Origin of the sequence: Streptomyces bugieae (assembly GCF_036352915.1) — a bacterium.
Classification (GTDB): Bacteria; Actinomycetota; Actinomycetes; order Streptomycetales; family Streptomycetaceae; genus Streptomyces; species Streptomyces endophytica.
Genome location: NZ_JAZBJP010000002.1, coordinates 515,707 through 542,179, shown reverse-complemented (window position 1 = coordinate 542,179; position 26,473 = coordinate 515,707). Strand labels below are relative to the sequence as shown.

Genomic DNA, 26,473 nt, shown 5'->3' with positions numbered 1-26,473 from the left:
CCGCCTCGGGCGGCCGGGCTATTCCGGTCGCTGCTCGCCGCGGCGGCCGGACACCGTGTCGAAGAGGCGCCAGCCGTCCATCTCCTCGGTCAGGGGATCGTCGGGCTGCCAGCCCTTGGCCAGGGCCTCGTCGAGGAAGGCGCGTACCGTCCCCGGCTCGTGCAGGTTCAGCAGGGGGCCGTCGGCGGTGCCGACCGCACCGGAGAACATGAGGTAGCCGTCCGGGACGAGCCTGCCGGGGCCGCTCCGGAACACGATGCGCAGCCGGCCGCGCGCCTTGAACGGGCGGATGACAAGGATTTCGCAGCAGCCGTGGTACTGACCGTTGCCCACCGCGTCGTGTGTGTGGTGCAACGACCACAGAAAGGTTTCGCCCTCCACGACGAGGCGGCGTGCTGTCTTTTCCCTGCGGGGCATCGGCAGATGGTAGCCGCATCCGCGTGCCGGCCGGCATGCGACCGGCAAATGGAGACTGGAAATCCACTTCCGCTGTGCATGATGTGTGGCGGAGGGCGTAGCCGGACGCGTGCGACGCGCCTCGGATCTGCATATTGCCACTCCATTCAAAATGTTGAGTTCTGAAGCAGATTTGGAATGTCAAATTCCGGACGATCCGGAACCGGGTGAAACGTCCCTAGTCGAAAAAATGTCCTGTACGAACCGTGCTGGCGTGTGGCACCATTTGAGCGTCGCGGACTCGGGGGACAAGTAGGCGACAAACGGGGGGAAACCATCTTCTGCATGTCTGCGTATTGACCGGGCGCAGTGAGTACGCCCATGGGTTCTCGCAATTTCGGACCGGGCCGCACGTCTGCGTGCCCGCACTCAACAGTGTTGGATTTCCGTGATAGCAGAAGAAATTTATGATCTGGTCTTGGATGACTTGTTCATCCGGGCCGATCATCTCGTACCTGGAAGTTCAGTCTTCCTCAAACTTGAGGGCCTGAATCCGGCAGGCTCGGTCAAGCTCAAGACGGCCATCGCCCTGGTGGCCCAGGCCGAGGACTCGGGGCGTGAATTTCCGCGTACCCGCCTCATCGAATCGACATCGGGGAATCTCGGCGTGGCCCTCGCCATGGTCTGTGCGGCCAAGGGGTACCGCCTGACCTGTGTGACGGATCCCAATGCCAACGCGCAGTCCGTGCGGCTGATGCAGGCGCTCGGCGCAGAGGTCGTCGTCATCGACATCCGCGACGGCAACGGCGGCTATCTGCAGTCCCGTATCAACTACATCCGCGACCGCCTGGCATGCGAGCCCGACACGTACTGGCTGAACCAGTACGCGAATCCGGCCGGCCCCCAGGTGCACCGCGACCGCACCGGGCGCTCCGTCCTCGACGAGATCGGCCACGTCGACTACGCCTTCATCGGGGCCGGCACGACCGGGACCCTGATGGGATGCGCGGAGTACTTCCGGCAGCACAGCCCGGCCACCCGGATCATCGCCGTCGACGCCGTCGGGTCGGTGTCCTTCGGCGGCTCGCCCGGCCGGCGCCACATCCCGGGGCTCGGCACCAGCCGGCGTCCCGAAATCCTCGACGAGCGCCGTATTGACGAAGTCGTCATGGTGCCCGAAGCGGATGCCGTGGAAATGTGCAGAATGCTTGCCGAAGAACGTGGGCTGCTGCTCGGTGGATCCAGCGGGACGGTGCTGTCCGCGGTACGGGCCAAGGCCAAGGAAATCCCCGAGGGAAGCGTCGTGGTCGCCCTTTCACCGGACTTCGGTGAACGCTACCTGGAGACCATCTACAACGACTCCTGGGTGGCCGACCGTTGGCCCGAACTCATCTGCTCGGAAATTTCGGAAGTTTCTCAGGCCGGCGCCTGAGGAGAGGTGTGTTTTTCATGTTCGACTTCGACGTGGTGGCGGGCGAGACCGTACGCGAGATCCTGAGCGACCAACGGGCCGAGGTCCTCGGCATCGTCAGCCAGGCATATCGCAGCCATGAGGCCGGGGAAAGCATCAACCCCGACAGCTATTTCCTCCGGTTCCCGGAGAAGCCCGACTCCCGGATCATCGCGCTGCCCGCCTACCTCGGCGCCGACGTCCAGCTCGCGGGCATCAAGTGGATCGCCAGCTTCCCCAAGAACACCCAGGTCGGGAAGCCCCGCGCCTCGGCCGTGCTCATCCTCAACGACTACGAGACCGGCTACCCGATCGCCTGCCTGGAAGCCGCGAACATCAGCGCCGCCCGCACCGCGGCGTCCGCCGCCGTGGCCGCAACCACCCTGCGCCCGGGCGGATTCGAGGGCACGCGGATCGCGATCGTCGGCGGCGGTGTCATCGCCCGCAACATCTGCGACTACCTCCACGCCGCAGGCGCGACCCCGGACGCCTACCTCGTGCACGACCTCCACGAGGAGTCGGGTCAGGCCCTCGTCGACCACCTGCGCACCACCCAGCAGCGCCCCGCCTCCTTCACCCCCGACCTGGGCACGGCGCTGGAGGCCGAGACCGTGGTCTTCGCCACCACCGCCCTGGAGCCGTACGTCACCACGCCGTTCAAGCCCGGCCAGCTCGTGCTGAACATCTCGCTGCGGGACCTCGCGCCCGAGGTGGTGCTCGCGGCGGACAACGTCCTCGATGACGTCGACCACTGCCTGAAGGCAAACACCTCGCCGCACCTCGCGGAGCAGCTGACCGGCTCGCGGGACTTCGTGACCGGCACGCTCGCCGGCGTCCTGAACGGCGAGGTGACGGTGTCCGAGGAACGCCCGGTGATCTTCTCGCCGTTCGGCCTCGGCGTCCTCGACCTGGCCGTCGGCGCGTACGTCCTGCAGCAGGCCCGGGAGGCCGGCTCGGCCATCGCGGTCCCCAACTTCTTCGGGGAGACCCGCCGGTGGTAACGACGGAGCAGTACGCAGACCACGGGCAGCGCGCGGGGGCCCCGTCGGCCACCCCGGCGGGCACCTGGGACGCCGAACGGCACACCACCCTCGCGATCGTGGGGGCCGGTTCGCGCGGGCTGGGCATCGTGGAGCGGCTCGTCAGCCAGTGCCTGGCGGAGCCCTTCCCGGTCACCGTCCACCTCGTGGACCCCCAGCCCCTCGGCCCCGGTTTCCACCTCCGCGACCAGCCCGACCACCTCCTGCTCAACACGGTGTGCGCGCAGATCACCGCCTTCGCGGACGACGAGATGGTGGACGGCCCCACGCGGATCAGCGGCCCGTCCCTCCACACCTGGTGCCAGGAGAGGGACTTGCGGCTGGGCGCGGACGGATACACCGTACGGGCCGGGGAGGGCCGGGAGATCCGGCCGAACGACTTCCTCCCCCGGAGGCTGCTGAGCGAATACCTCACCTGGGCGGCCGAACGCATCGTCGCCGCCGCACCGCCCTGCTTCGTCCTGATGCGGCACGCCACCACGGCCACCGACATCCGCCCCGGCGAGGACGGCGGTGAGGTCGTCCGCCTCGCCGACGGCACCCACCTGGAGGCCGACGCGGTCTTCGTGACCGTCGGCCACCACACCCTGCACCTCCCGGCCGCCGCGCAGCCCGAACCGCCCGCCGGCCATGGCCTGATCACCCGCCCCTACCCGCTGCCCGGCGCCCTGGACAGCATCGCCCCCGGCGACGACGTCGCCGTGCTGGGCATGGGGCTGACCGCCATGGACGTGATCGCCAGCCTGACGCTGGGACGCGGTGGCCGGCACGAGCCGGCGGACGACGGCGGACGGCTGCGGTACGTACCCAGCGGCCGCGAACCGCGGATCGTGCTGGTCAACCGTTCCGGGATGCCCTCGCGCAGCCGTCCGCACCTCAATCCGGGCCGGGCCCGCCTCGCGCCCCTCGTCCTGACGACGGACCGGATCGAGGCCCTGCGCCGGCAGCGTGCGGACGGTCGGCTCGACTTCCTCGACGACGTACTGCCGTTGGTCGAGGCCGAGATGGAACTGACCTACTACCGCACCGTCCTGGCCCGTAGGACGGGCGATGCCGCGGCCGCGGCCGCGGAGTTCGCCCATCGGGTGGCCACCTCGGGCGGTGACCGGGCGCTGGCCGCCGCACGGGAGGAGTTCGGGCCGTACCCGCTGCACGGCGTGCTGACCGAGGAGCCCGCCGACCGGCAGTGGGCCGACGCGGAGGCGTACGCCGAGTGGTTCGCCGCCCGGGTCGCGGACGATCTGGCCGAGGCTCGCGAAGGACTGGGCGCCAGCCCGGTCAAGGAAGCCCTGGAAGTGCTGCGCGACCACCGCGACGTCCTCCGGGCCGTCATCGACCCGCCGGGTGTCGACGACCCTTCGCTGGACCACTTCTTCGGGGAGTTCAACTCCGCCGTCAACCGCCTGGTGATCGGCCCGCAGTTGGACCGGTCGGCGGAACTGCTGTCGTTGTTGGACGCCGGTGTGCTGCGGCTCGGCCCCGGGCCGCGCCCGAAGGTCATCGCCCCGAGCGGCCAGGGCCCGTGGCGCCTGGAGTCCACCTGCCTGGCCGGCCCGGAGAGCGTCGAGGTCGGGCATGTCGTGCACGCCCATGTCGCCGAGCCGAGCGCGGACCGGCTGCCCACCTCGCTGCTGGGCCGGCTCGTCGCGGCCGGCCGCGTCTCCACCCTGGCCCGGCGCGGCACCCGGGTTGCCGGACTCCACGTCACCCGCGAGGGACAAGGCATCGGTCCCGCCGGGGAGGTCCGGCGCACGCTGTTCTTCCTCGGCCCGCACACCGAGGGGTCCAGCTACTACAACCACTACGTTCCCTCGCCCGGCGCGCCGTCGCGCGCGCTGAAGGACGCCGAACTCGCCCTCCGCACCGCCCTGCCGGCCCTGACCAAGAGGACATCATGAGCAACCGCGAGACCTACACTCCCTGGACCAGGGAGTACCGCGTCGAGACCCGAGCCGCCCAGGGCGACGGCTGGCGCTGCCCGACCACCGGTGCCGTGCCGCCGCCGGTGAGCATGGGGGCGACCTTCGCCCGCGACGACCAGTACCGCACCCCGGCCGGCCTCGCCTATCTGCGGGACCAGGGCACCCCGGGCTACGAGCAGGTCGAGGGCGTCGTCGCCGGGCTGGAGGGCGGTTCCGACGCGCTGGTCTTCTCCTCCGGCATGGCCGCCGCCACCGCCGTCTTCCAGGTCCTGCCCGCCGGGGCCCGGGTCGTGGTGCCGCAGACCATGTACTTCGGCCTCACCAAGTGGCTGCTGGAGTTCGGGCAGCAGCGCGGCCTGGAGGTCGTACGCGTCCCGATGGACGACCTGGACGCGGTGGCCCAGGCGGTCAACGCGGCGCCGACCGCCCTGCTGTGGGCGGAATCCCCGGCCAACCCCACCTGGCTGGTCACCGACCTCGAAGCCTGCGCCGAGATCGCCCACCGGGCCGGCGCGTTGTTCGGCGTGGACAACACCGTCCCCACGCCGGTGCACACCCGGCCCTTCGACCTCGGCGCCGACCTGATCATGCACTCCGGCACGAAGTACCTGAACGGCCACAACGACGTGGTGGCCGGCCTCCTCGTGGCCGCCCCGGACCCGACCGAGGAGCACCAGGCGCTCTGGGAGCGGCTGCGCCTGCACCGCCGTCTGACCGGCCCGATCCTCGGCCCCTGGGAGACGTACCTGCTGCTCCGCGGCATACGGACGCTCTTCCCGCGCATGCGCCAGATATCGGCCTCCGCCATGACCCTGGCCGAGCACTTCTCCGCCCACCCGCTGGTCAGCCGGGTCGCCTACCCGGGCCTGCCCACCGACCCGGGGCACAAGGTCGCCTCCCGGCAGATGACCGGCGGCTACAGCGGCATGCTCTCGCTGCACATCGCCGGGGACTGGACGCGTTCGCTGCGCGCGGCCGAACATTGCGAACTGTTCATTCGCGCCACATCCCTGGGTGGGGTGGAAAGCCTGATCGAACACCGCTACACATTCGAGGGACCGGACAGCACATCACCCAAGGACATGCTCCGGCTGTCCATCGGCGTCGAGGACCCGGCCGACCTCATCGCCGATCTGGAGCAGGCACTGGAACGCGCCGCGAAGGACGCCCCGTGAGCTCAGACACCAGCAACACCAGCACCACCGACAGCACCAGTTCAAGTACCAGCACCACCGGCAACACCAGCACGAGCACCACCAGTAGCGCGAGCACCGGCACGACGGGCGGTACGGGCACCCCGGCACCCACGAATTCCGGCCAACCCGCCGCCCGACGGGGCGTGATGGGCGACCTCTCGCTGTCCGCGGTCCTCGCCGGGTTCGTGGCCGTCGTGGTCTCGTACTCCGGCCCGCTGGTGATCGTGCTCGCCGCCGCCACGGCCGGCCATCTGAACCAGGCACAGACCGGCTCCTGGGTCTGGGCCATCTCCATCGGCAGCGGTCTGACCTGCATCGGGCTCAGCCTGCGGACGAAGATGCCGGTCATCACCGCCTGGTCGACGCCCGGCGCGGCGCTGCTGGTCACCAGCCTGGGCGCCTACTCGTACCCGGAAGCCATCGGCGCGTTCCTCGTCACCGGTGTCGTGATCACCCTGGTGGGACTCACCGGGGTGTTCGGGTGGCTCATCCGGCAGGTCCCCACGGCCGTGGTGTCGGCCATGCTCGCGGGCATCCTGTTCTCCTTCGGCACCGGTCTCTTCACTTCCTTGAAGACCGCGCCGTGGATCGCCGGGCCCGTCCTGCTGGCCTATCTGCTCGGCAAGCGGTGGCTGCCGCGGTACGCCGTGCTGATCGCGCTGGCCACGGGCGTGGTGTGCAGCGCCGTCACCTCGCGACTGCACATCAACCTGCACAGCATCGAGCTGGCCCGCCCCGTGCTGACCACTCCCGAGTTCTCGGTCGCCTCGCTCATCGGCATCGCGGTGCCCATGATCCTGGCCACCCTGGCCTCGCAGAACGCCCCCGGGATGGCGGTCCTCACAGCGTCCGGATACCAGCCCAAGGACCGGCTGCTGATCGGCTCGACCGGCCTGGTGTCCACGCTGCTCGCCCCGTTCGGGTCGCACGCCATCAACCTCGCGGCCATTACCGCGGCGATCTGCACCGGACCCGAATCCCACCGCGACCCCAAGCGCCGCTACATCGCCGGCGTCGCGTGTGGAGCGTTCTACCTCCTGATCGGCGCGTTCGGCACCACCCTCGTGGTCTTCTTCGCGGGCCTGCCCAAGGAACTGGTCGCCGCCATCGCCGGCGTCGCCCTGCTCGGGGCGCTGGCCGGCGGCCTGACCGGAGCGGTCACCGAGGAGAAGGACCGCGAGGCCGCCCTGATCACCTTCCTCACCACCGCATCGGGAGTCACCCTCCTCGGCGTCGGCTCCGCCTTCTGGGGCCTCGTCTTCGGCGTCGTCTCGCACCTCGTCCTCACCCGCTGGCGCAACACCCGCAACGGCGCGAACACCCCGCAACCCGCCACCAAGTAACGGCGCACGTGGCACGGCCCGTTACCGGGACCGACCCGCCACCCGCTGAGCGGCCGCCCCGACCATCCGGTGGGGGCGGCCGTTACGGTTTCATCGCCCGTGCCCGTGCCCGTGCCCGTGCCCGTGCCCGTGCCCGTGCCCGTGCCCGTGCCCGTGCCCGTGCCCGTGCCCGTGCCCGTGCCCGTGCCCGTGCCCGTGCCCGTGCCCGTGCCTGTGCCCGCGCCCCCGGCGTACGCGAGTACCGGGAGTCCACCGCGTCACCCGTACGTCCCCCCCGGCACCCACCGCCTACTCCTCCCTCTCGCTCCCGTAACTCTCGAACCAATGGCTGTCGAAATAGCGGGCCGTGGAGAACGGGTGCTGCCGGTCGGTGAGCATGCGGTAGATGAATTCCGTGGTCGTGCCGTCGAAGCGGACCCATGAGTCGGGGATGTCTTCCGTGATGAGGATGGGCCACCTGTCGGGGTCGGTGCCTTCGGTGAGCCAGAAGAACCCGTCGGCCTGTTCCGTGCTCGCCCACTGCAGGAGCCCGCCGGGTGCGGGGTACAGCTCGTACGGTTCCCACAGGCGGCTGCCTCTCGCGCTTGCCCACTCGCTCAGCCACTCCGTGTGCCGGACGAGGTCAGTGGTCTTGAAGCAGGCGCCGGGAACGTGGAGTTGGAGAAAGTCGTCGAAGGCGCCGTCCCCGAAGAGGTCGACGAGGCGCTTGTAGTCACTGGGCAGCCGGGTCCCGATCCGGTCCTCGATCGCCGCCCAGTCGACCGTACGTGTGCCGGAGACGTCCCATCCCGTCACGGCGACGACCCCGTCCACCCAGGAAGAGCCCTCCGGTACGTCCGCGGCCGGATCCTGCCCTTCCGCGACCAGCACCACGGACCGTATGCCGTCGTCGAAACGGGCGCTACCGCAGCCGATCCACCGGCCCCCGTGCGCCCAAGCGCGCATCTCGACGAGCCGTTCACCGAACGGGGTCAGGAGTGGCAGCCCCGTCCGCAGGGTGACGGTCGGATCGGTGTACCCGTCCATCGCCAGATTGCGCGGCTGCCCGTAGCGTCCGCTGAGCGCCTCCTGGAGTGCGGAGAGGTCGGGCCGGCGCGAATGGTCCGATGGGCGCGAAGATCCCGAAGGGTGCACAGGGGGCGAAGGTGGCCACAGGCATACGTGTCCCGACGGGTGGCCCGCCTCTTCGCACGCCAGGTCGCCGGTGCCCGGCCAGGACAGGCGGTGGATGGCCGAGAGGAGTGCTTCCTGGGCGGCCTGATCTTTCCGTTCGTTCATGGCAGGCAGTGAAGCGGACCCCACTGACATCGGGGCCGTGAGCGACACTGAGGGCAGGCGTGATGATCAGTACGGGGAGAGGTGTGTCCATGCGCGCGATGCAGTACGAGCGGTTCGGTGGCCCCGAGGTCCTGCGGGAGGCCGATGTGCCGGACCCGGTGGCGGGGGCGGGCGAGAGCCTCGTGGTGGTGGAGGCCGCCGGCGTCAATTTCGGCGACATCAAGCAGATCGCCGGCGAGCACACCGAGGGACCGTACGCCCCGGAGGGGCCGTTGCCGCGCATCCCCGGCATGGAGGTCGTCGGCCGGACCCCGGACGGCCGACGGGCGCTCGGCTATGTGGCACAGGGCGGTTACGCCGCGAAGACGGTCGTCGCCGACCGCGACCTGGTCGCGCTACCGGACGGGGTGAGCGCGGGCGAGGCGCTGGCGTTGCTCGTCCAGGGGCTGACGGCCTGGCATCTGCTGCGCTCGGTCGCGCGGATACGGCCCGGTGAGAGCGTGGTGGTCCACGCCGCCGCGGGCGGGACGGGCAGTCTCGCCGTCCAGCTGGCCCGGGAGTTCGGCGCCGGGCGCATCATCGCCACCGCGTCGTCCGACGAGAAGCGTGCCTTCGCCCTGGAACTCGGCGCGGACGTGGCGATCGACGGTGATCCGGAGGGCTACCGGGAGCGCGTCCTCGACGCCAATCACGGACACCCGGTCGACATCATCCTGGACGCCATCGGTGGCCCCGTCCTCGACTCCGCACTGGACGCACTCGGATACCTGGGTCGCCTGGTGACGTACGGCGCCTCCTCCCGGCAGCCCGCCGCGCCCCTCGCCCCCGGCCGGCTCGCGGTGGACAGCATCACCGTCGCCGGCTTCTGGCTCATCCCGCTGATCGCCCGGAAGGGGGCCGGTGGCCCGGCACTGGAGGAACTGCTCGACCTCGTCGCGCGGCGACGCCTGCGGCCGCTGGTGGGTGCCGCATACGACCTCGGGCACGCGCGCGACGCCCAGGAGGACCTGCTGGCCCGCCGCACCAAGGGCAAGTTGATCCTCCTCCCTTGAGGCCGAGGGACTGTCCTTCGGACGGACGGACAGACGAACGGACGGACAGACGAACGGACGGATAGACGAACGGACGGACAGACGGACGGCCGGCTCGCCTCGCAGGGCTGGTTGTATCGCCCCCCCGGCAAGGCTGGTGGCCGGCCGCCCCTCGGCGCGGGCGGCTGTGGCGTCATGCCGCGAGTGATGTGCCGATCGGCTGGTGCGTGGCCGGGCGGCGACGGTACAGCGGGGCGAAGGAGACCAGCAGGAGTGCGGCTCCGAGCGGTATGAGGTCCTTGTCGGCGAAGGGCAGGGTGGTGTCGATGAGGACGAGGACGGGCGCCCAGGGCTTGAGGATGCGCCGCACGGCGAGTTGGGCGACGAGGATGAGCTGGCCGACGAAGAAGAGCAGCGGCCCGAAGTCGTAGAACGCCGGAAGTACTCCCGGTATCGCCTGGATGCGGGCGAAGAGCTCCTGCATGGCGCCGTGGTCGGCAGAGACGAATCCGACGGCGAGGTCGATGAGGAACTGCACCGCGACGGCGACGGCTCCCGCCGTGCCGGTCCAAAGACCCACCGTGGCCAGCCGGTTGCGACCCGCCCACGCGCGCATCATGCCGAAGCCCCGAACGAAGAAGGCGATCCCGCCGAGGAAGCACAGGTGGCCGGCGGTCCATGCGGGGCCCGGTCCGCGGCTGCCGTCGAGGCCGTCGATGATGCGGAGCACGCCGTACGCGCCCATCAGGATGGGGGCGGTGAGGAATGCGGTGCGTGGTGAAGTCATGATCAAAAAGTACGGACTCGGCACCCTGAGCTACATCAGGTACCGGCCCTGAGACATCCCCGAGATCCGGCGCTGAGGTCCACTCGCGCGACCGCCCCGAAGGTCCCCTCCCCAGGTCATGGTGACGGGCGCACGATCCGCGCTCAGGAATCGCCCCGGAGTCGGTCACGCTGGATCTGAGCGGCGAGGGTTCGCCGCGCGGAGGGGGATCCGGGGGAGGTGGCGGCGCCTGTGCCGGACGTGGCCTTTGAGGGGACGTCGAGCGCCCGGCTGATCTGGTCGTAGGCGTCCCGATGGCTGCCGGGCAGCAGCGACCGATGCAGCCTCAGGTCCTCCTCGACGAGGCGACGCAGCTCATCGACGTTCTGCGGAGTGAATCGCTTCCGGCCCCGGGCAAGGGCGTTGACGTAGCGGGTGCAGCGCGCGGTGTCGTAGCAGGCCTCCGAGATCTCCTCCGCGAGGCCCCAGAGGCGTCCTTCGAGCCATGGGGTGTCGCGCTGGTCGAGCGAGAGGTCCATCGGGGGCGGTGAGTCGCTCAGCTTCGACTTCGTCACCTGCTTGGACACGGCGGGCTGGCTCATCTCGGTGAGCTGGGCGATCTTCTCCTGGGTCCAGCCCGATCCGGCCAACATCTTGATCATTTCGGTGCGCAGCTTCCGCATCTCCTCGCCCGCACGAATGACCTCGTTCATGCCGGCGAATATCCGCGCGGCCTGTTCCTCGGTGAGGGTCTGCGAAGGCTGGTGCGCGCTGCTGCCGTTCCGGTGTCCGTTGTCCTTGCCTGCCACAACACGGTTATACACCTGCCCCGTTCGTCGTCATAACCAGGTTGTATAACCTGGTTATGGCTGCAAGGATGCGCATCATGTCTCTCACCTTCTCCGCCTCCGATGGCACCCGACTCGCCTACCGCATACAGGGCGAGGGCCGGCCGGTGGTCTGCCTCCCGGGCGGTCCCGCGGATTCCCGCTATCTCGGCGACCTCGGCGGCCTCTCGGCGCACCACCAGGTGATCTTCCTGGACCTCCGCGGCACCGGTAGGTCCGCGATTCCCGAGGACACCTCCACCTACCGCTGCGACCGCCTCGTCGGCGATGTCGAGGCCCTGCGCGTACACCTCGGACTCGCCCGGATCGATCTGCTGGGCCACTCCGCCGGTGCGAACCTGGCGACGCAATACGTGGCCCGGTACCCGAAGCACGTCAGCAAGCTCGCTCTGATCGCCCCCAGTACTCGCGCCGTCGGCATCGCGATCACCGGGGAGACGCGACGTCAGCTCGCGCAACTACGGGAAAGCGAGACGTGGTTCCCCTCGGCGTTCGCCGCCTTGGAAGCGATCACCGAGGGCTCGGGCGGCGACTGGGAAGCCATCGCGCCCTTCTTCTACGGCCGGTGGGACACCGCCGCGCAGCAGCACCACGTGGCCGGCCGGCCCGACAACCAGGAAGCCGTCGCTCTCTTCGCGGCCGAGGGGGCCTTCGCCCCGGAGGCCACGCGTGCGGCACTCGCCGCCTACGAGGGGCCCGCCCTGCTGCTCGCCGGGGAGTTCGACCTGAACAGCCCGCCGCAGTCGGTCGCGGAGTTCGCGGGGCTGTTCCCCGGCGCCACGCTCTCCGTGCAGCCGGGGGCGGGCCACTACCCCTGGCTCGACGACGCCGACCGGTTTGTGGCGACCACCGCGGCGTTCCTGGGGGAAGCCGCCTGATCGCCGTCCTGCCGATATTGGTTTCGTGCCGTGGAGGAGGCGCCGTACTGTGGCGCGGTGGCGACTCAGGTGATCATTCTCAACGGCGGTTCCAGCTCGGGGAAGTCCGGGATCGTTCGGTGTCTGCAGGCCGTATTGCCGGATCCGTGGCTGGCGTTCGGCTGTGACTCGTTCGTCGACGCCATGCCCGCGAAGATGCGGGCGTCGGGCGAGGGGATCGTGTTCGCGGCGGATGGCGGGGTGAGCGTCGGGGCGGAATTCCGGGCCCTGGAAGTGGCCTGGACGGAGGGCATCGTGGCGATGGCCCGGGCGGGTGCCAGGATCATCGTCGACGATGTCTTCCTCGGCGGCACGGCGTCCCAGCGGCGGTGGCAGAAGGCGCTGGGCGATCTGGCCGTGTTGTGGGTCGGCGTCAGGTGTGAGAGTGCGGTCGCCGCGGGGCGGGAGGTCGCACGAGGAGATCGCACCCAGGGGATGGCCGCGGCGCAGGCGGATGCGGTCCACCAGGGCGTGTACTACGACCTGGAGGTGGACACGACGCGTACCGAGTCCCTGGTCTGCGCGCACACCATCGCCGCCCACGTCGGCTGACCGCCGGACCGGCGTGATGCGTCGCGGAGTGGTCCCGGAGGTCTCCGCATCGTCACCACGACCACGGCACCCGCTCGTCGTTGACTCTCCAGCCGTCGCCCAGCTCCCGCCGTAGGGCTTCCAGTGCCGCGTCCGATTCCTGGTCGAAGAGGTCCATCTCCGCGCTGGACCACGGAGAAGGGCCGGCTGGATTCTTCCAGTCCATGGAGGACTGGAACCGCTCGCACAGTCGCGTCAGTTCGGTGCGGGTGGCCGAGCTGATCGGCAACCGTTGCAGATCGGTGGGGTAGCCGTACGGGCTGTCGATCTCGTGGGGCCACAGCGGGGTGTGCGGGACGCCGGCTTCGAAGAAGAACCGCAGGTGCTTGGACATGCTGCAGCTTCTCACGGCGGATGAGAGACCCCACCCTGGTTTTTCCCGTCGGCGTCCGGTCGGTGGGGCCGTCGGTCCAGGCCGTCAGTCCGGGCCGTCAGTCCGGGCGTACGGAATCCAGGAGCGTGGCGCAGCGGCCGAGCAGAGCCACCAGCGTTGCTCGCTCCTCGTCCGTGAACTCCGCGGCCAGGGCGCGCTCGACGCGGATGGCGCGCGCGTCGGCGTCGTTCATCACGGCCCGGCCCTGGTCGGTGAGCCGGGTTTCCAGGACGTTCCGGTGCCACTCGTGCGGGGTGCGCTCGATGAGGCCGCGCTCCTGGAGGTTCTTGAGCACCGTGTTCATGGTCGGCGGTGTCACTGCGCAGGCCCGCGCCAGCGCGGCCGCGGAGATCCCGGGACTCTCGGCGAGGAAGAGCAGGGCCGCGTACTGCGGAACCGTCAGACCGGCCGGCTTGAGCGCCGCGTGCTTGGCGCTCTGCAGCGCCCGCTCGGCGAGCTTGATGGAGGATCCGAGGCGCTCGGAGGCGGGCATGGACGTCATCTCCGCATCGTAACGGCTGTGTGGAGGAGGAGACTCCGCGCGTAGGTGAGGGTCTACCTAGCAATTCGAATCTTGACGAGCATTAGAGTTCTAACTTAGGTTCGTGTTCATCGCCGGTGGGGGCCCTGCGGTTCCCGGTCCGTGCGTGCTCCGGTCCTGACGTCTGGGACCTGGATCTCCATCTGCTACCGAGAGGCGCTCACGTTGTCCCGAGAGGCATCCACCTTCTTGTCCCGCACCAACCGGCGCCGTCGCCAGGTGCTGGGCGCGGCCGCGCTGGCCCTGACGGCCGCGTCCGCCTCGGTCACCGTCGCCGCCACGGCCCAGGCGCACGTGCCCGCCTCGCGTCCGGCCGGCGCCCAGCAGGACGCCCATGCGCGGGTTTCCGCCGCGTACGACCTGCCCGGTGACCGCGTCTATCCCGAGGGCATCGCCGCCGATCCGGTGAGCGGCGACCTCTACGTCGGCTCGTACACGACCGGTGCCGTGTACAAGGCGACGCCCGGCCACCGCACGGCCGAGGTCTTCCTGCCGGCCGGTACCGACGGTCGTACCACCGCCAACGGCCTCAAGGTCGACCGTGCCGGTCATCTCTGGGTCACCGATTCGACGGCCGGCGTCGCCGTCTACGACCTGCGGAGCCGGGCACTCGTCGCGCGGTTCGACGTCACGGGGTCGGCCAAGTCGTTCGTGAACGACCTCGCGATCACTCCTGACGGGACCGCGTATCTGACGGACAGCTACCGGTCCGTCCTCTACCGGGTCACCCCGCAGCAACTGGCGGCGGCCGCGGCGCACGGCCGGCGGGCCGAGCTGACCGCCGCGTACGACCTGACCGACGCGCTCGGCCCGCGCCCGGCGGACGCCGTCACGCTGAACGGCATCACGGCCGACCGGTCAGGCCGCTATCTGCTGACCGTCGACATGACCGCCGGGACGCTGTACCGCGTCGACCTGCGCTCCGGTGCGGTGCGCCGGGTCGCGCTGCACGGCGGGAACGTCCTCAACGGCGACGGTCTGGAGCTGCGCGGCAATACGTTGTGGGTCGTCCACAACGTCACCAACACGATCAGCCGCTGGCACGTCTTCGACGACGGCGCTTCGGCGCGCCTGGAGCGCAAGGTCACCGACAAGGCGCTGCAGATCCCGACCACCCTGGTCCGCAGCCACGGGCGCACGCTCGTCGTGCGGTCCCAGTTCGACAAGGGCGGCCCCATGGGGTCGGGAACGCCGCAGATACCGTTCACCGTGGCAGTGGTGTCCGGTATCTGAAGCGGAAGCCTGCGGGTGGCGCCGGCCGACCCTGCGGCCGGCGCCGTGCCCGGGAGGGCTCAGGGGTGCCAGATCTCCTTGATGCTGTTGATCTGACCCTCGGAGTCCAGGGTGATGTCGTAGATGTTCCCGGAGCAGGTGTAGGGCGCCTTCACGGCGCCGGGGTTCGTCATGCAGTCGCCGGCGTGCATCCACAGCTGGCCGACCGGAACCGACTTTGTGCGGCCCGGCCCGGTGGACAGTTCCGCCTTGACGTCCTGGGCGAAGAGGTAGTACTTGGCCTTGCCCTGACCGTGGTAGATCCAGTCGTTGGGCGTGCAGACCGGCTTGGCGTCCTTGGCGGACAAGGAGCCCTTCGACGGGGGAACGGCGGGCTCGACCATCTTGTGCCCGGCCGGCAGCTTCGGCGGCGTCCCGCAGTCGCCGGGGCCGTCGGCCCGGTCCGTGGCCTTGTCGCTCGGAGCCGGCTTCTTCGACGGCTGGGCGGAGGCGCTGGAGCCACCGCTGCCGGAGCCGGCGCCGTCGCCGTAGGGGTCGTCCTCCGGGCCGCAGGCGGTGAGGCCGACACCGAGCGTGGCGACGACCGCAAGCGTGCTGATGAGTCGTTGAGTTGGCTTCATGCCGAGAGTCCCCCGTGATGTGCAGAATGACGTGATCATGATTGATCGGGAGAGTTCTACACCAGGGAGCTGTTCGCAAGCCAATCGCGGGGGCGGCGTCCGCCGGAACCCCCTTCACCGCTCCGGTACTTCGACCGTCACCAGGGTGCCGTGGCTGCCCGGGCGCACGGCGTGGCGGGTGTCCGCCGCCACCAGGTACATCTCGCCCGGGCCCACCGTGACCTCGACGTCGTCGACGGTCAGCTCCAAGGCGCCGTCGAGAACGAGCAGTACCTCCGGTGTGCGGTGGGCCTCCTCCTCCAGGGGGAGCTCGTTCATGCGGAGCACTTTGACGGTGGCCGTTCCTACCTCGGCCAGGGGGCGGGAGCTCCAGGCGTCCGGCAATGCGGCCGCGGTCCGGAAGAGGTTGCTGACATTCAAGACATGCCTCCCGGCGGACCCCTCCGGTGTGGCGGGAGGAGTCCGCGCATCGCGATCAATGGATGCGGGGAAGCTATCCGACCTGCGACGACAAGTGGTCGACCGATCGGTAAAGCTTCATGTTCGGGTGGGCTGCCGGTCCAGGGACGGGGTGATCATCGAGGCGAGGACCGAAGCGAGGTCTTCGCCAGGTAGGGGGCGCAGGGCGCGTGCCAGGCGGTCGGAGCCGTAGTGCCAGTGGTGGTCCAGGTCGGGGTGGATGTCGTCCGATTCCTCCAAATTGCCTTTCAAGCCGAGGAGTTGGGAGAGCTCGGCGGCGAGGTCCTGCCAGGCGACGTGGCCGCTGATGGCGTTGGCCACGCCGTGGACGGGGGTGTCCAGGCAGGAGACCACCGCCCGGGCCAGCGCCGCGCCGTGCACCCAGGCGGCGCCGTACCAGGCGTGGCCGCCGGCGCCCGGGCGGGGGACCGCCAGCGGCCGGCCCTCGCGGATCGCCTGGTAGAGCACCCCGGTGGCGCCCCAGCGCAGCTGGTCGCGCAGTCGGTCGTGCGGGCCCCAGACCAGCGGGGAACGGACCGCGCTCGCGCCGCCCCGCCCCGCGGTGCCGGCCGCCCGGAGCAGCCGCGCCTCACAGTCGAGCTTCGCCCGGCCGTAGGGGCTGAGCGGTTCGTGCGAGGGGGACTCCTCGGCCACCTGACCGCCGCCGGGATGCCCGTACGCGTCCACGCTGCTGACGAAGACGAACGGGCCCCGCGACCAGGCGTCCACCATGGCGTCCATCGCCGCCACATCCACCTCGGGACGGGTGAAGGTGCTGGCCGCGTGGATGACGGCGTCCGCGCTCCGGACGGCGGTGCGCAGCCCGTCGAGGTCGGTGAGGTCGCCCTCGACGACGTCCACCCCGTCCGCCGCGACCAGGTGCGCGGATTCGGGACGCGCCAGGGCCAGTACGGGGCGTCCCTGGGCGGCGAGTTCCCGCAGGAGGAAGCTGCCGACGCCGCCGGTGGCGCCGGTGACCAGTACGGTGCCCGTCCGCGCGCGGCCCGGCTGTCCCGCCGCTGTCCGGCTCGTCCGCCCCGTTTGCCCCGGGCGGGTGGCCGGGCGGAGGGACGCGGCGGCGCGTTCCGCCGCACGCGCGTCGAGGAGGGCGGAGACCGCGCGGGGAGTGCGGGCCTGCATGATGTCCAGGCCGGTCAGGGGCAGGGTCAGCGCACGACGCAGGCGTTCGGCGAGCTGTACGGCGGCGAGCGAGTGGCCACCGAGGGCGAAGAAGTCGTCGTCCGGGGCGGGAGTGCGGCCCAGCAGCGCCGCGAATCCCTCGCGTACGGCGTCGGCGTGGGGTCCCTCGGGTGCGGGCAGCGAGGGGAGACCGGGAAGGCGCACCGGGTCCACCGTGCCGTCGGCGGCGCGAGGGAGAACGTCGAGCAGGGTGACGGCGGCCGGGACGAGGTCGGCTGCCAGGCGGTCCCGGAGATGGGCACGGAGCTCCGCGGGTGACGGGCCACCGATCTCCCGCAGGACCGCGTAGGCGAGCAGCGGACCACCGGGAGGGGAGACCACCGCGGCGTCGGAGAGGTGGGGGTGGGAGCGCAGGATCCGTTCGGCCGGGTGCGCGTCACTGTCACCCAACTCGACGGCAGCGGAGGGAAGTTGTACTCCCTCCGCCTCGGTCAGCTGAGAGAGCGGCAGGTCGTCCGGGGCGGTCGCGAGCGCGGTGAGGAGGGCCGCGTAGGTGGCGCCGAGGCCGGTGGCCGCCTCCTCGTCCAGTGCGGCGCGGCGGTACTGGACCAGGGCGGCCGGCCGATCGGTGTCCACGAGACCGAAGGAGAGGTCGAACTTTGCTTCGCCCACGCCGACTTCGACGTACTCCGCGTCCGTCCCGGGCAGGCGCAGCGTCGTCGGTGCGCCGAGGACGTCCGCGGTCACCCGCACCAGGGACGTTCCGTCCGCGCCCCGCGCGGCGGCGCCGAGCCGGTCCACGATGAGGTCGAACGGTACGTCGGTGTGCTGCTGGGCATCGAGCAGTGCGGCACGCACCCGCTTCAGCAGCGCGCCGAAGGACGGGTCGCCGGAGGCGTCGACGCGCAGCGGGAGGGTGTTGACACACAGCCCGACCAGTCCGCGCATGGCCGTTCCCCGGCGGTGCGTACCGGCGATGCCGATCACCAGGTCGTCCTGCCCGGTACCGCGGTGCAGGGTGGCGAACGCGGCGGTGAGCGCCACGGTGAACGGCGTGGCCTGGTGGCGCCGGCCCAACTCACGCAGCGCGGCCGGCACCTCGGGGGCGAGCGGTGTGGTGTGCGATCCGGTGGGCCGGGCGGTGAGGTCGGTGGGCGGGTGCGCCGGGCCGGGGAGTCGCGGGGGAGCGGCGCCGTCGAGGAGGGCGTGCCAGTGCCGCAGGCCCTCGTCGAGACGGCCGGGCGCGGCTCGGTGCTCGTGCCGGGCGAAGTCGGCGTACTGGGGCGGTCGGGGCCGCGGCTGTGCGGGGTGGGATCCGGGGGCGGTGGCGGAGGCCTCCCGGGAGCGGGCGGCGGTCTCGTAGAGCGCGGCGAGTTCGTCCGCCACCATCTCCAAGGACGGTCCGTCGATGGATATGTGATGGAACGTCAGCAGCGCCGTGTGGTCCTGTGGGCCGTGCCGCAGGACGAGTGCGCGGGGCACGGTCCCGGTGGCGAGGTCGAACGGGCGGCGGGCCTCCGCGGCCAGCAGCCGTGCGGCCTCTGCCGGGTCGGCCGGGACCACCGGCACCGCGATCGACTCAGGTGCCGGAAGCACCTCCTGGCACGGCTCGCCGTTCCGCTGTACGTAACGGGTGCGCAGGATCTCGTGCCGGCGGACGAGCCCGGTCAGTGCGGAGGCCAGCGCGTCGACGTCGAGCGGGCCGCGCAGCCGGGTGGCGAACGGCACGCTGTACGAGGCGCCGTCGTGACCGAGCCGGTCCATCAGCCACATGCGGTGCTGGGCGCGGGAGAGCGGTGCCGGGCCGCGGTCGGTGGAACCGGGGCCGGTGGCGGTGCGGGCCGCGGCGCGTTCCCGTGCCCGGCGCAGCAGTTCCTCCTGGAGGGCGGGGGCGGCGGGGCGGTCAGTGGCCATCGGTGTCCTCCGGGGCGTGCGGGTGAAGATCACCGTGCGCGGCGAGCAACGCCCGCTCGACCAGGGCGGCCTGGCCGGCCACGGTGGGGAAGCCGAAGAAGTCGGCGAGCGACAGCTCGACGCCGAGTTCCTCGCGGAGGTCGTCGGTGACGGCGAGCGCGAGCAGGGAGTGGCCGCCGAGGGCGAGGAAGTCGGCGTCCGGCCGGGTCACATCACAGCCGAGGGAACGACTCCAGACGTCGGCGACGGCCTGCTCCAGGGGCGTCAGCGGTCCGTCCGGGGCGGACGCCGGCGACCCGTCCGACGCATCCGCACCGCTTGAACCATCCGAACCCACGGAACCATCGGGCTCGTTCGCGGTGAGCAGGTCGGCCAGCGCGCGGCGGTCGACCTTGCCGGAGGCGTTGAGCGGCAGGTCGGCGACCACGGTCAGTTCGTCGGGTACCAGGTGGGCGGGCAGGGCCGCGGCCAGCCGGTCGCGCAGGGCGTCCGGCCGGGGGACGGGGCCGGGTGCGGCGACGACGAAGGCGACCAGCCGGGCGTCGTCGGGGGAGGGGCGGTGCACGGTGACGGCCGCATCGGCCACCTCGGGCTGCTCCCGTAGCGCGTACTCGACCTCCTGCGGCTCGATCCGGAAGCCGCGCACCTTGACCTGGTCGTCCGTACGGCCGTGGAAGTCGAGCACGCCGTCCGGGCGCCGGGAGACGACATCGCCGGTGCGGTAGAGGCGGCCCCACTCGGGGTGGGTGGTGAAGCGTTCGGCGGTCAGCTCCGGACGGCCGGTGTAGCCCAGCGAGAGGCGACTGCCGCCGACCCACAGTTCGCCCCGCCCGCCGTCCGGGACGGGCCGGCCGGCCTCGTCCAGGACGTGCGCGGTGGCCCCCGCGAGGGGACGGCCGATCGGTATCTGTCCGGCACAGTCGGCGGCGGTGACCCGGTGGGCCGTGGCGAACGTCGTGGTCTCCGTCGGACCGTAGCCGTTGATCAGCTCCAGCCAGGGGAACGCCTGCAGTACCTCGCGGGCATGGTGCGCGGCGAGCGCCTCGCCGCCGACCACGACCGTGCGCAGCGGCGCGAAGATCCGCGAACGGCGCACCGCGAGCTGGTGGAAGAGCGCGGTGGTGAAGAAGGCCACCGTGACGCCGTGCCGCTCCACCTCCTGTGCCAGGTCCTCGAGCGAGGGCCGCTCGACGGTGCACACCACGACCGCGGCGCCGTTGGCGAGGGCGCTCCACACCTCGAAGGTCGACGCGTCGAAGGTCAGCGGCGAATGGAACAGCACCCGGTCGCGGGGCGTCAGGGTGAGGTACGCCGGGGCGCTGACCAGCTCGGCTATCGCGCGGTGGGCGATCGCCACGCCCTTGGGGCGACCGGTGGAGCCGGAGGTGAACATGATGAACGCGGCGGTGTCGGGGAGCGGCCCGGCAGCCTGGGGGCCGCCGGCCCGCACCTCGTCGGGCTGCGGTTCTTCCGTATGCGGTTCGTCGGGCAGGGCGAGGGTCGGGCCGGCCGGAGCGGCGGATTCCAGCAGCTTGGCGTCCCCGACGGTCAGCGTCACACCGGCCTCCGCGGCCAGTGCCTCGCTCCGCGGGCGCGGGTGCGCCGGATCGAGCGGTACGCAGACGGCGCCCGCCCACCACAGCGCGAGCTGGGCGATGACGGTACGGGCCGAGCGGGGCGTCAGCAGCGCCACCGCGTCACCCCGGCGGACTCCCCGACGGCGCAGATGCCCGGCGAGCGTACGGGCGGCACGGGCCAGCTGCGCATACGTCAGCGTGGAGTCGCCGTCCGCCACGGCCAGCGCGTCCGGGGTCCGTTCGGCGTGCCACGCCACGAGTGCCGGGAGGCCGGTCGGGGCGGGCTCGCTCGACGGGGTGCTTTCGGTGGGCACGGGCCCTTCCTTCCAGGTGTCGTCGGTGTGCGGAGCCGGCGGAGTGGTGGTCATCTCAGTCCCGCCCCGGCTTCGGGTCCGCATCCGCGCGGCGGGCGTCCACCAGGGCCGCCACGGCGCGCAGATCGGGCTGGCGGAGCAGCTCCGGAGCGCGCAGCCGGATGCCGGTCTCGCGCTGGATGGCGGCCAGCAGACGGGCGGCGATCAGTGAGGTGCCGCCCGCCGCGGTGAAGTTCTCGGCCAACGTGGTCTCCGGGCGGGCGAGCAGATCGCGCACCGCGCCGAGCACGAGCCGTTCCCCGGGGGTGGCCCCGTCGGAGAGCACCTCGGACCCGGAGGGCTCCGCGGGGCCGGACGGGCCGTGCGAGCCCGGTGATCCGGCCGAGCTGCCCTCCTCGGTCGCCCGGCGCACCAACTCCGCCCGGTCCACCTTGCCGTTGGCGTCCAGGGGGAAGACGTCGACGAGGCGCACGGCCGAGGGGACGGCCTGCTCGGGCAGCCAGGCCCGGACCGCCGTCAGCAGCCCCTCCGCGAAGCCCTCCGCCGACGGCGCCGTACCGCTCGGGGTGGTGCCCCCGGCCGGCCGCACGTACGCCACCAGGCGGGCGCGGCCGTCGGACGTGCGGGGCGCGACGACGACGGCGCTGCGCACCGCCGGGTCCTGCTCGAACGCGGCCGCCACCTCGGCCGGTTCGATCCGCACACCGCTGATCTTCACCTGGTCGTCGAGGCGTCCGAGGAACTCCAGCTGCCCGTCCTCCCGCATCCGCACCCGGTCCCCGGTGCGGTACAGCCGGTCCACGCCGGGCGGCAGGGCGAGGCCCGCGGGCGGGGCGGTGAAGCGGCGCGCGGTCAGTTCGGGGTCCAGGTAGCCGAGCGCCAGGCACTGCCCGCCGAGACGCAACTCGCCCTCGGTGCCGCGGGGGACGGGGCGGCCGTCGGCGTCGGTGACCACCACGGTGACGCCCGGTACCGGTCCGCCGATCGGCGGCGCGCTCTCGACGTCCTCCGCCCCGGGGGCGTCCGTACCGCGCATGGCGTACGAGGTGGCGAGGACGGTGGCCTCGGCCGGGCCGTAGGCGTTGTGGACGGTGGCCGTCACCTCCGTGCCCGGGCGACGGCGCAACCGGTCGCCACCGACCATGAGATGACGCAGTGTCAGGCCGCGGGGCCAGGGGCGGTCGAGGAGCGGCTCGATCATCGGGGTGGCCCCGATCGCCACCGATACCGCCGCCTCGCGCCACCAGTCGGTGAGCACCTGCGAGTCCCAGCGGACCTCGTCCGGGGCCGGCACCAGCGCGGCGCCGGACGTCAGTCCGGCCCACAGTTCCAGTACGTGCGGGTCGAAGGCGACGCCGATGAGCAGGGAATGGCGGTCGCCCGGAGCCAGGCCGGTCTCCGCGCGGTACCAGTCGAGCAGGGTGCCGAGGCCCGCCTCGGCGACCGCGACCGCCTTGGGGCGGCCGGTGGAACCAGAGGTGAGTACGGCGTAGAACGCCTCGGCGGGGGCACGGCGGGCCCCCTCGCCGGGTCCGTCCGCGAACGCTGCGACGGCCTTCGCGGGGGCATTGGCACCCACCACGGGCAGGGGCAGCACCACCTCGTCGACCAGCTGGTCGGACGTCCGGAAACGGGGCGGCAGCAGCGCCGGATCGCCGATCAGACAGGCCACGTCGAGGTCCTCGGTGACGGCCTCGACCCGGCGTTCACCGGGCTGCGGGCCGAGCGGCAGGTAGACCGCGCCGAGCCGGGCGAGGGCGACGGCGGTCACCACCAGCGCGGCCGACCGGTCCAGGCAGACACCCACCAGGTCGCCGGGGCGGACCCGGTCGCGGAGCGCGTCCACCACCTCGTCGGCGGCGGTGCCGATCTCCCGGTACGTCCAGGTGTGCGCGCCGTCGACGACCGCGGGTGCCTCGGGTGTGCGGGCGGTCCACTCCGTGAAGCGGGCGAGCACACCGGCCGGGGCGCCGGCCGCGGGCGTGGCGCCGTGGGCGATGCTCAGCGGGCCGTCCTGGGCCCGGGAGGCCTGGGGTGCCTGGGGGGTCGGGTTCGGGGACATCACGCCTCCGTCGCAGTGGTCGCAGCAGTCACAGTGGTCACAGCGGTGGTGGCCGTGGTGGTCGTAGGAGCCGCGGCCGCCGTGGGCGCGGCGGCGAAGGCCGCGAGGGCGCCGGCCTGGTCGGCGAGTACCGGGTTGCGGAAGAGCAGCCGCAGCGGCGGGCGTTCGCCCAGGTGGGGCTCCAGCCAGGCGGCCAGCTGCGCGGCGAGCAGCGAATGCCCGCCGACGTGGAAGAAGTGCGAGGTCGCGTCGAAGCGGCGGTGGCCCAGGACCTCCTGCCAGCCGTCGCCGACCAGCGCCGTCAGCGGATCGTCGGACACCGGGCCGGCGGCGTCGCCCTCTCCGGACGGGCCCGCGGACGCCGGCGCTTCCACCGGAACCGTCGGCTCCAGCGCGGCGGCCGTACGGGACAGCGCCACCCGGTCCGGCTTGCCGCCGGCCAGCCTCGGCAGCACGTCCAGCCGCGCCCACCGCCCCGGCACCAGCGCGGCCGGCAGCCGGCGGCTCAACTCCGTGTGCAGGGCCTGCTCGTCCCACTCCGCGCCCGGTGCGCCCGGGACGGTGCGCTCCAGGAAACCGACGAGCCGGGGCCCGCCGGGGGCCTCACGGTCCAGGACGACGGCGCAGGACCGGCCGCCGAGCACGGCCGAGGCGGCGGACTCCACCTCCTCCAGCTCGATGCGGTAGCCGCGCAGCTTGACCTGGTTGTCCCGGCGGCCCAGGAAGTAGAGCAGCCCGTCACGGCCGCGGTAGCCGAGGTCACCGGTGAGGTAGACCCGTTCCCCGCCGAGCGCGTCGACCGTGACGAACCGGGCGGCGGTGGCCTCCGGGTTGCCGACGTACCCCTCGGCGAGCCCGGCCCCGGCGATCGCCAGCTCGCCGACCGCGCCGTCCGGCAGCGGACGGTGACCCGAGTCCAGCACGTGGACGCGCTCGCCGGGCAGTTCGGTGCCGAGCGGGATCTCCGCGCCCTCGGCCAGGCCGTCGCGGGTGATCTCGTGGACGGTGGAGCTGATGGCGGCCTCCGTCACCCCGTAGACGTTGAGCACGGTGGCGTCGGTGTCGGCGAGGAAGGTGCGCATGACCTCGGCCGGGAGGCGCTCCCCGCCGAGGACCAGCAGCCGCGGCGCCCACCGGCCGTCGCGCAGGGCGGGTGCCATCTCGTCACGGGTGGCGAGGAAGTAACTGGTGGGCAGGTTCGCCACGGTGACCCGGGCGGCGGACAGCAGCTCGGTCAGCTCGGCCCCGGTGGGCACCTCGTACTCGGGCACGACCAGGCACGCCCCGGCGTACAGCGACGGCAGCACCTCCTCCAGCGCCACGTCGAACGACGGCTGGGCGAACAGCAGCGCCCGGTCGCCCGGCGCCAGGCCGAACCGCTCGGCCGCGCCGGTCAGATGGTTCGCCAGCGCCGCCCGTCCGACGGCCACGGGCTTGGGCACACCCGTCGAGCCCGAGGTGTGGATGATGTACGAGGCGCCCGGCACCACCTCCGCGTTCCGGGCCCGGGGAAGGACCGGCGCGTCGACCGGGGCCACCGGAAGACCGGCGGGGACGGCGACGAGGGAGGGGTCGAAGGGGACGGTGGCCGCGGCCTCGGCGGGGGTCAGTACCAGGGCCGGGGAGAGCCGCTCCAGCAGCAGCTCCCGCCGCGCCGGCGGGTCGGACGGCGACAGCGGGCAGTACACCGCTCCGCTCCGCAGACACGCCAGCAGCGTCACGACCGAGTCGACGCCGCGCGGCAGCACCGCGGCCACCGGCTGACCGGCCGTCACCCCCGCGGCGCGCAGCCGCGCCACGAGCGAGTCCACCTGCGCGTCGAGGTCGCCGTAGGTGATCCGGCGGGCGCCGACGAGCAGCGCCGGCAGCGACGGGTCATGGGAAGTGGCGGGGTCCAGCGGGTCACGGGCGGCACCGTCGTGGGCCGCCGGTGCGAGGGGCGTGCCGGCCGGTGCCGGGACCGGCTCGGGGGCCGACGGCGGCGCCAGGTCGGCGAGAACGGTGCCGGGGGCGTCGAGGTAGGCCCGCAGCAGGTCGCGGAAGCGCCCGGCGAGCAGCTTCGCCACGTCCTCCCCGAACATGTCGGCGTCGTAGTCCCACACCAGCGTCATGCCCGGCGCACCGTGCCGCGGGGTGACCCCGCGCCGGTCGTCCGGGAGCAGTACCACGTCCAGGTCGAAGCGGGTGGTGCCGGTGTTGAAGCCCTCGAAGAGCGTGATGTCCAGACCGGGCACGTCGATCTCGGGCAGCTCCGCGTCGTGGGCGCTGAACATCACGCTGAACAGCGGGTTGTCCGCCCCCGAGGTGTGCAGACCGAGCGCCCGGGTCAGCTCCTGGACCGGCACCTCCTGATGCGGCAGCGCACGGATCAGGGTGTCGGTCACCTCGTCCATGGACTCCTCGGCCGGTGCGTCCGGATCCAGCCGGAGCGGCAGCGGGATCGTGTTCACGAACATCCCCACCGCGTCCTCGAACCCGCGCGGACGGTTGCCGACCGCGGTGCCGATGACCATCTGGGTGCGGCCGCTGTGCCGGCGCAGCAGCTCGGCGAAGAGCCCCAGCAGCGCGGCGAACGGCGTCAGGCCGCGCGAACGGGCGTGCTCCCGCAGCCGTTCGGCGAGGTCGGCGCCGATCGACTGGCGCAGCTGCCCGCCGTGGTGCCGGCGCCGCGAGCCCGGCCGGGTCAGCCCGGGCAGCGGCATGTCGTAGGAGAAGTCGCGCAGTTCACCGGTCCAGAACTCGAGGCCGGCCCGCCGCTCCTCGTCGCCCGCGGCACCGCTCTCCCGCTGCGCCCGGACGTGATCGGCGTACGAGGACGGGGCGGGCAACTCGACCGGCTCGCCCAGGACATGGCCCCGGTAGACGGTGAAGACCTCCCGCAGCAGGATCGCGAAGGAGTGGCCGTCGTGGATCAGATGGTGCTCGACGTGGATCAGCCGGTGCCGGTCCTCCGCCAGCCGGACCAGCGTCCAGCGCAGCAGCGGCGCCTGATAGGTGTCGAGCGGGGTCTCCGCCTCGGTGCGCAGCAGCTCCTCGAAGGCGCCGTCGGGGTCGTCCGCCCCGCTCAGGTCCACCGTCCGCAGCCGCGGCGCACAGCCCTCGGCGACGCGCTGGCCGGGCACCGCGCCGGGGACGGCGACGAGTTCCAGCCGCAGACCGGGGTGCCGGTCGAGGACGGCGGCGAGCCCGCGGCGCAGGGCCTCGGCGTCGAGGGTGCCCCACAGGTCGAGGGCGGCGGTGAAGTTGTACGCGCGGCTGCCCGGCTGCACCTGTTCGTGCAGCCAGACGATCTCCTGCGAGGAGGAGAGCGGAAGCATGGGCGGTCCTTGATGAGTGGTCGGATCGGAGTGGCGCGGCCGGGCATGGTCGGGCCGGCAGCGCAGTGCGCAGGCCGGGCCGCGGATCGCGCGGCCGGCTGCGATGGCTCCAGGGGAGCCGGATCGGACGAGGAAGGAGCGAATG

General features: G+C 72.1%; 21 protein-coding genes. 9 read left to right on the top strand and 12 right to left on the bottom strand.

The features are described 5' to 3' along the window. Window positions 1-18 precede the first annotated feature (18 nt). Entirely contained in the window at window positions 19-417 is a 399-nt protein-coding gene (locus V2J85_RS07640) for a hypothetical protein (protein WP_261957640.1), read from the bottom strand. 442 nt (window positions 418-859) lie between these two features. On the opposite strand from V2J85_RS07640, the gene sbnA reads away from it, so the two are divergent. Genes sbnA through V2J85_RS07615 form a run of 5 tightly spaced genes read left to right on the top strand, consistent with a single transcriptional unit; the run spans window position 860 to window position 7,347 of the window. Further along, a complete protein-coding gene (sbnA, locus tag V2J85_RS07635; protein WP_261958395.1) occupies window positions 860-1,828 on the top strand; it encodes a 2,3-diaminopropionate biosynthesis protein SbnA in 969 nt (322 codons plus the stop codon). Between the two features lie 17 nt (window positions 1,829-1,845). Continuing rightward, a complete protein-coding gene (gene sbnB, locus V2J85_RS07630; RefSeq protein ID WP_330821017.1) occupies window positions 1,846-2,847 on the top strand; it encodes a 2,3-diaminopropionate biosynthesis protein SbnB in 1,002 nt (333 codons plus the stop codon). Beyond that, entirely contained in the window at window positions 2,841-4,784 is a 1,944-nt protein-coding gene (locus tag V2J85_RS07625; RefSeq protein ID WP_330821016.1) for an FAD/NAD(P)-binding protein, read from the top strand. Before sbnB ends, V2J85_RS07625 begins: the two co-directional genes overlap by 7 nt. Next, the gene (locus V2J85_RS07620) at window positions 4,781-5,983 is read left to right on the top strand and encodes a trans-sulfuration enzyme family protein (protein ID WP_261957643.1); all 1,203 of its coding nucleotides are present in this window, start codon (window positions 4,781-4,783) and stop codon (window positions 5,981-5,983) included. Before V2J85_RS07625 ends, V2J85_RS07620 begins: the two co-directional genes overlap by 4 nt. Next, window positions 5,980-7,347 carry a benzoate/H(+) symporter BenE family transporter gene (locus tag V2J85_RS07615; RefSeq protein ID WP_419836752.1) on the top strand — a complete coding sequence of 456 codons (1,368 nt, stop codon included), beginning with the start codon at window positions 5,980-5,982 and terminating at the stop codon, window positions 7,345-7,347. The genes V2J85_RS07620 and V2J85_RS07615 overlap by 4 nt, the downstream gene beginning before the upstream one ends. A gap of 288 nt (window positions 7,348-7,635) precedes the next feature. On the opposite strand, the gene V2J85_RS07610 is transcribed toward V2J85_RS07615, so the two are convergent. Beyond that, complete coding sequence (locus V2J85_RS07610; protein WP_330821015.1) at window positions 7,636-8,373, bottom strand: hypothetical protein; 738 nt, start codon at window positions 8,371-8,373, stop codon at window positions 7,636-7,638. Between the two features lie 341 nt (window positions 8,374-8,714). Between V2J85_RS07610 and V2J85_RS07605 the strand changes: the two genes are divergently transcribed. Continuing rightward, complete coding sequence (locus V2J85_RS07605; RefSeq protein WP_261957644.1) at window positions 8,715-9,677, top strand: quinone oxidoreductase family protein; 963 nt, start codon at window positions 8,715-8,717, stop codon at window positions 9,675-9,677. Window positions 9,678-9,849: 172 nt separating this feature from the next. Here the strand turns inward: V2J85_RS07605 and V2J85_RS07600 are convergent, their stop codons facing one another. Then, window positions 9,850-10,443 carry a hypothetical protein gene (locus tag V2J85_RS07600; RefSeq protein WP_330821013.1) on the bottom strand — a complete coding sequence of 198 codons (594 nt, stop codon included), beginning with the start codon at window positions 10,441-10,443 and terminating at the stop codon, window positions 9,850-9,852. Between the two features lie 143 nt (window positions 10,444-10,586). Further along, on the bottom strand, window positions 10,587-11,231 hold the full coding sequence (locus V2J85_RS07595; protein WP_330821012.1) for a sigma-70 family RNA polymerase sigma factor: 645 nt from the start codon (window positions 11,229-11,231) through the stop codon (window positions 10,587-10,589). 77 nt (window positions 11,232-11,308) lie between these two features. Here V2J85_RS07595 and V2J85_RS07590 point away from each other — a divergent pair, with 77 nt between their 5' ends. Together V2J85_RS07590 and cpt are read left to right on the top strand one after the other, a co-directional pair. Further along, the gene (locus V2J85_RS07590; protein ID WP_261957647.1) at window positions 11,309-12,148 is read left to right on the top strand and encodes an alpha/beta fold hydrolase; all 840 of its coding nucleotides are present in this window, start codon (window positions 11,309-11,311) and stop codon (window positions 12,146-12,148) included. Window positions 12,149-12,205: 57 nt separating this feature from the next. Further along, the gene (gene cpt / locus V2J85_RS07585; protein ID WP_330821011.1) at window positions 12,206-12,739 is read left to right on the top strand and encodes a chloramphenicol phosphotransferase CPT; all 534 of its coding nucleotides are present in this window, start codon (window positions 12,206-12,208) and stop codon (window positions 12,737-12,739) included. A 52-nt stretch (window positions 12,740-12,791) separates the two neighbouring features. Here the strand turns inward: cpt and V2J85_RS07580 are convergent, their stop codons facing one another. Further along, the gene (locus V2J85_RS07580) at window positions 12,792-13,112 is read right to left on the bottom strand and encodes a hypothetical protein (protein WP_330821010.1); all 321 of its coding nucleotides are present in this window, start codon (window positions 13,110-13,112) and stop codon (window positions 12,792-12,794) included. A gap of 97 nt (window positions 13,113-13,209) precedes the next feature. After that, entirely contained in the window at window positions 13,210-13,653 is a 444-nt protein-coding gene (locus V2J85_RS07575) for a MarR family winged helix-turn-helix transcriptional regulator (protein ID WP_330821009.1), read from the bottom strand. Window positions 13,654-13,881: 228 nt separating this feature from the next. Here V2J85_RS07575 and V2J85_RS07570 point away from each other — a divergent pair, with 228 nt between their 5' ends. Continuing rightward, complete coding sequence (locus V2J85_RS07570) at window positions 13,882-14,925, top strand: SMP-30/gluconolactonase/LRE family protein (protein WP_330821008.1); 1,044 nt, start codon at window positions 13,882-13,884, stop codon at window positions 14,923-14,925. Between the two features lie 59 nt (window positions 14,926-14,984). Here V2J85_RS07570 and V2J85_RS07565 read toward each other — a convergent pair whose 3' ends face one another. From V2J85_RS07565 to V2J85_RS07540, 6 genes are all read right to left on the bottom strand, one after another. Continuing rightward, window positions 14,985-15,545 (bottom strand): hypothetical protein, encoded by a 561-nt coding sequence (locus V2J85_RS07565; protein WP_330821007.1) that lies wholly within the window; start codon window positions 15,543-15,545, stop codon window positions 14,985-14,987. Between the two features lie 114 nt (window positions 15,546-15,659). Further along, complete coding sequence (locus V2J85_RS07560) at window positions 15,660-15,863, bottom strand: cupin domain-containing protein (protein ID WP_330821006.1); 204 nt, start codon at window positions 15,861-15,863, stop codon at window positions 15,660-15,662. Window positions 15,864-16,082: 219 nt separating this feature from the next. Further along, window positions 16,083-19,058 carry a condensation domain-containing protein gene (locus V2J85_RS07555; RefSeq protein ID WP_330821005.1) on the bottom strand — a complete coding sequence of 992 codons (2,976 nt, stop codon included), beginning with the start codon at window positions 19,056-19,058 and terminating at the stop codon, window positions 16,083-16,085. Continuing rightward, window positions 19,048-21,003, bottom strand: a complete 1,956-nt coding sequence (locus tag V2J85_RS07550; protein ID WP_419836751.1) for an amino acid adenylation domain-containing protein — start codon at window positions 21,001-21,003, stop codon at window positions 19,048-19,050. Before V2J85_RS07550 ends, V2J85_RS07555 begins: the two co-directional genes overlap by 11 nt. A gap of 1 nt (window position 21,004) precedes the next feature. Then, window positions 21,005-23,011, bottom strand: a complete 2,007-nt coding sequence (locus tag V2J85_RS07545) for a non-ribosomal peptide synthetase (RefSeq protein ID WP_330821003.1) — start codon at window positions 23,009-23,011, stop codon at window positions 21,005-21,007. Then, the gene (locus V2J85_RS07540) at window positions 23,011-26,328 is read right to left on the bottom strand and encodes a non-ribosomal peptide synthetase (protein ID WP_330821002.1); all 3,318 of its coding nucleotides are present in this window, start codon (window positions 26,326-26,328) and stop codon (window positions 23,011-23,013) included. The genes V2J85_RS07545 and V2J85_RS07540 overlap by 1 nt, the downstream gene beginning before the upstream one ends. Between the last annotated feature and the right edge of the window lie 145 nt (window positions 26,329-26,473).

Excerpts from the sequence above, each read along its gene's own strand:
- V2J85_RS07640 (WP_261957640.1), bottom strand. The coding sequence starts at position 417 with ATGCCCCGCAGGGAAAAGACAGCACGCCGCCTCGTCGTGGAGGGCGAA.
- sbnB (WP_330821017.1), top strand. The coding sequence starts at position 1,846 with ATGTTCGACTTCGACGTGGTGGCGGGCGAGACCGTACGCGAGATCCTG.
- V2J85_RS07620 (WP_261957643.1), top strand. The coding sequence starts at position 4,781 with ATGAGCAACCGCGAGACCTACACTCCCTGGACCAGGGAGTACCGCGTC.
- V2J85_RS07610 (WP_330821015.1), bottom strand. The coding sequence starts at position 8,373 with ATGGACGGGTACACCGATCCGACCGTCACCCTGCGGACGGGGCTGCCA.
- V2J85_RS07605 (WP_261957644.1), top strand. The coding sequence starts at position 8,715 with ATGCGCGCGATGCAGTACGAGCGGTTCGGTGGCCCCGAGGTCCTGCGG.
- V2J85_RS07600 (WP_330821013.1), bottom strand. The coding sequence starts at position 10,443 with ATGACTTCACCACGCACCGCATTCCTCACCGCCCCCATCCTGATGGGC.
- V2J85_RS07590 (WP_261957647.1), top strand. The coding sequence starts at position 11,309 with ATGTCTCTCACCTTCTCCGCCTCCGATGGCACCCGACTCGCCTACCGC.
- V2J85_RS07580 (WP_330821010.1), bottom strand. The coding sequence starts at position 13,112 with ATGTCCAAGCACCTGCGGTTCTTCTTCGAAGCCGGCGTCCCGCACACC.
- V2J85_RS07575 (WP_330821009.1), bottom strand. The coding sequence starts at position 13,653 with ATGACGTCCATGCCCGCCTCCGAGCGCCTCGGATCCTCCATCAAGCTC.
- V2J85_RS07565 (WP_330821007.1), bottom strand. The coding sequence starts at position 15,545 with ATGAAGCCAACTCAACGACTCATCAGCACGCTTGCGGTCGTCGCCACG.
- V2J85_RS07560 (WP_330821006.1), bottom strand. The coding sequence starts at position 15,863 with ATGAACGAGCTCCCCCTGGAGGAGGAGGCCCACCGCACACCGGAGGTA.
- V2J85_RS07555 (WP_330821005.1), bottom strand. The coding sequence starts at position 19,058 with ATGGCCACTGACCGCCCCGCCGCCCCCGCCCTCCAGGAGGAACTGCTG.
- V2J85_RS07550 (WP_419836751.1), bottom strand. The coding sequence starts at position 21,003 with ATGACCACCACTCCGCCGGCTCCGCACACCGACGACACCTGGAAGGAA.
- V2J85_RS07545 (WP_330821003.1), bottom strand. The coding sequence starts at position 23,011 with ATGTCCCCGAACCCGACCCCCCAGGCACCCCAGGCCTCCCGGGCCCAG.
- V2J85_RS07540 (WP_330821002.1), bottom strand. The coding sequence starts at position 26,328 with ATGCTTCCGCTCTCCTCCTCGCAGGAGATCGTCTGGCTGCACGAACAG.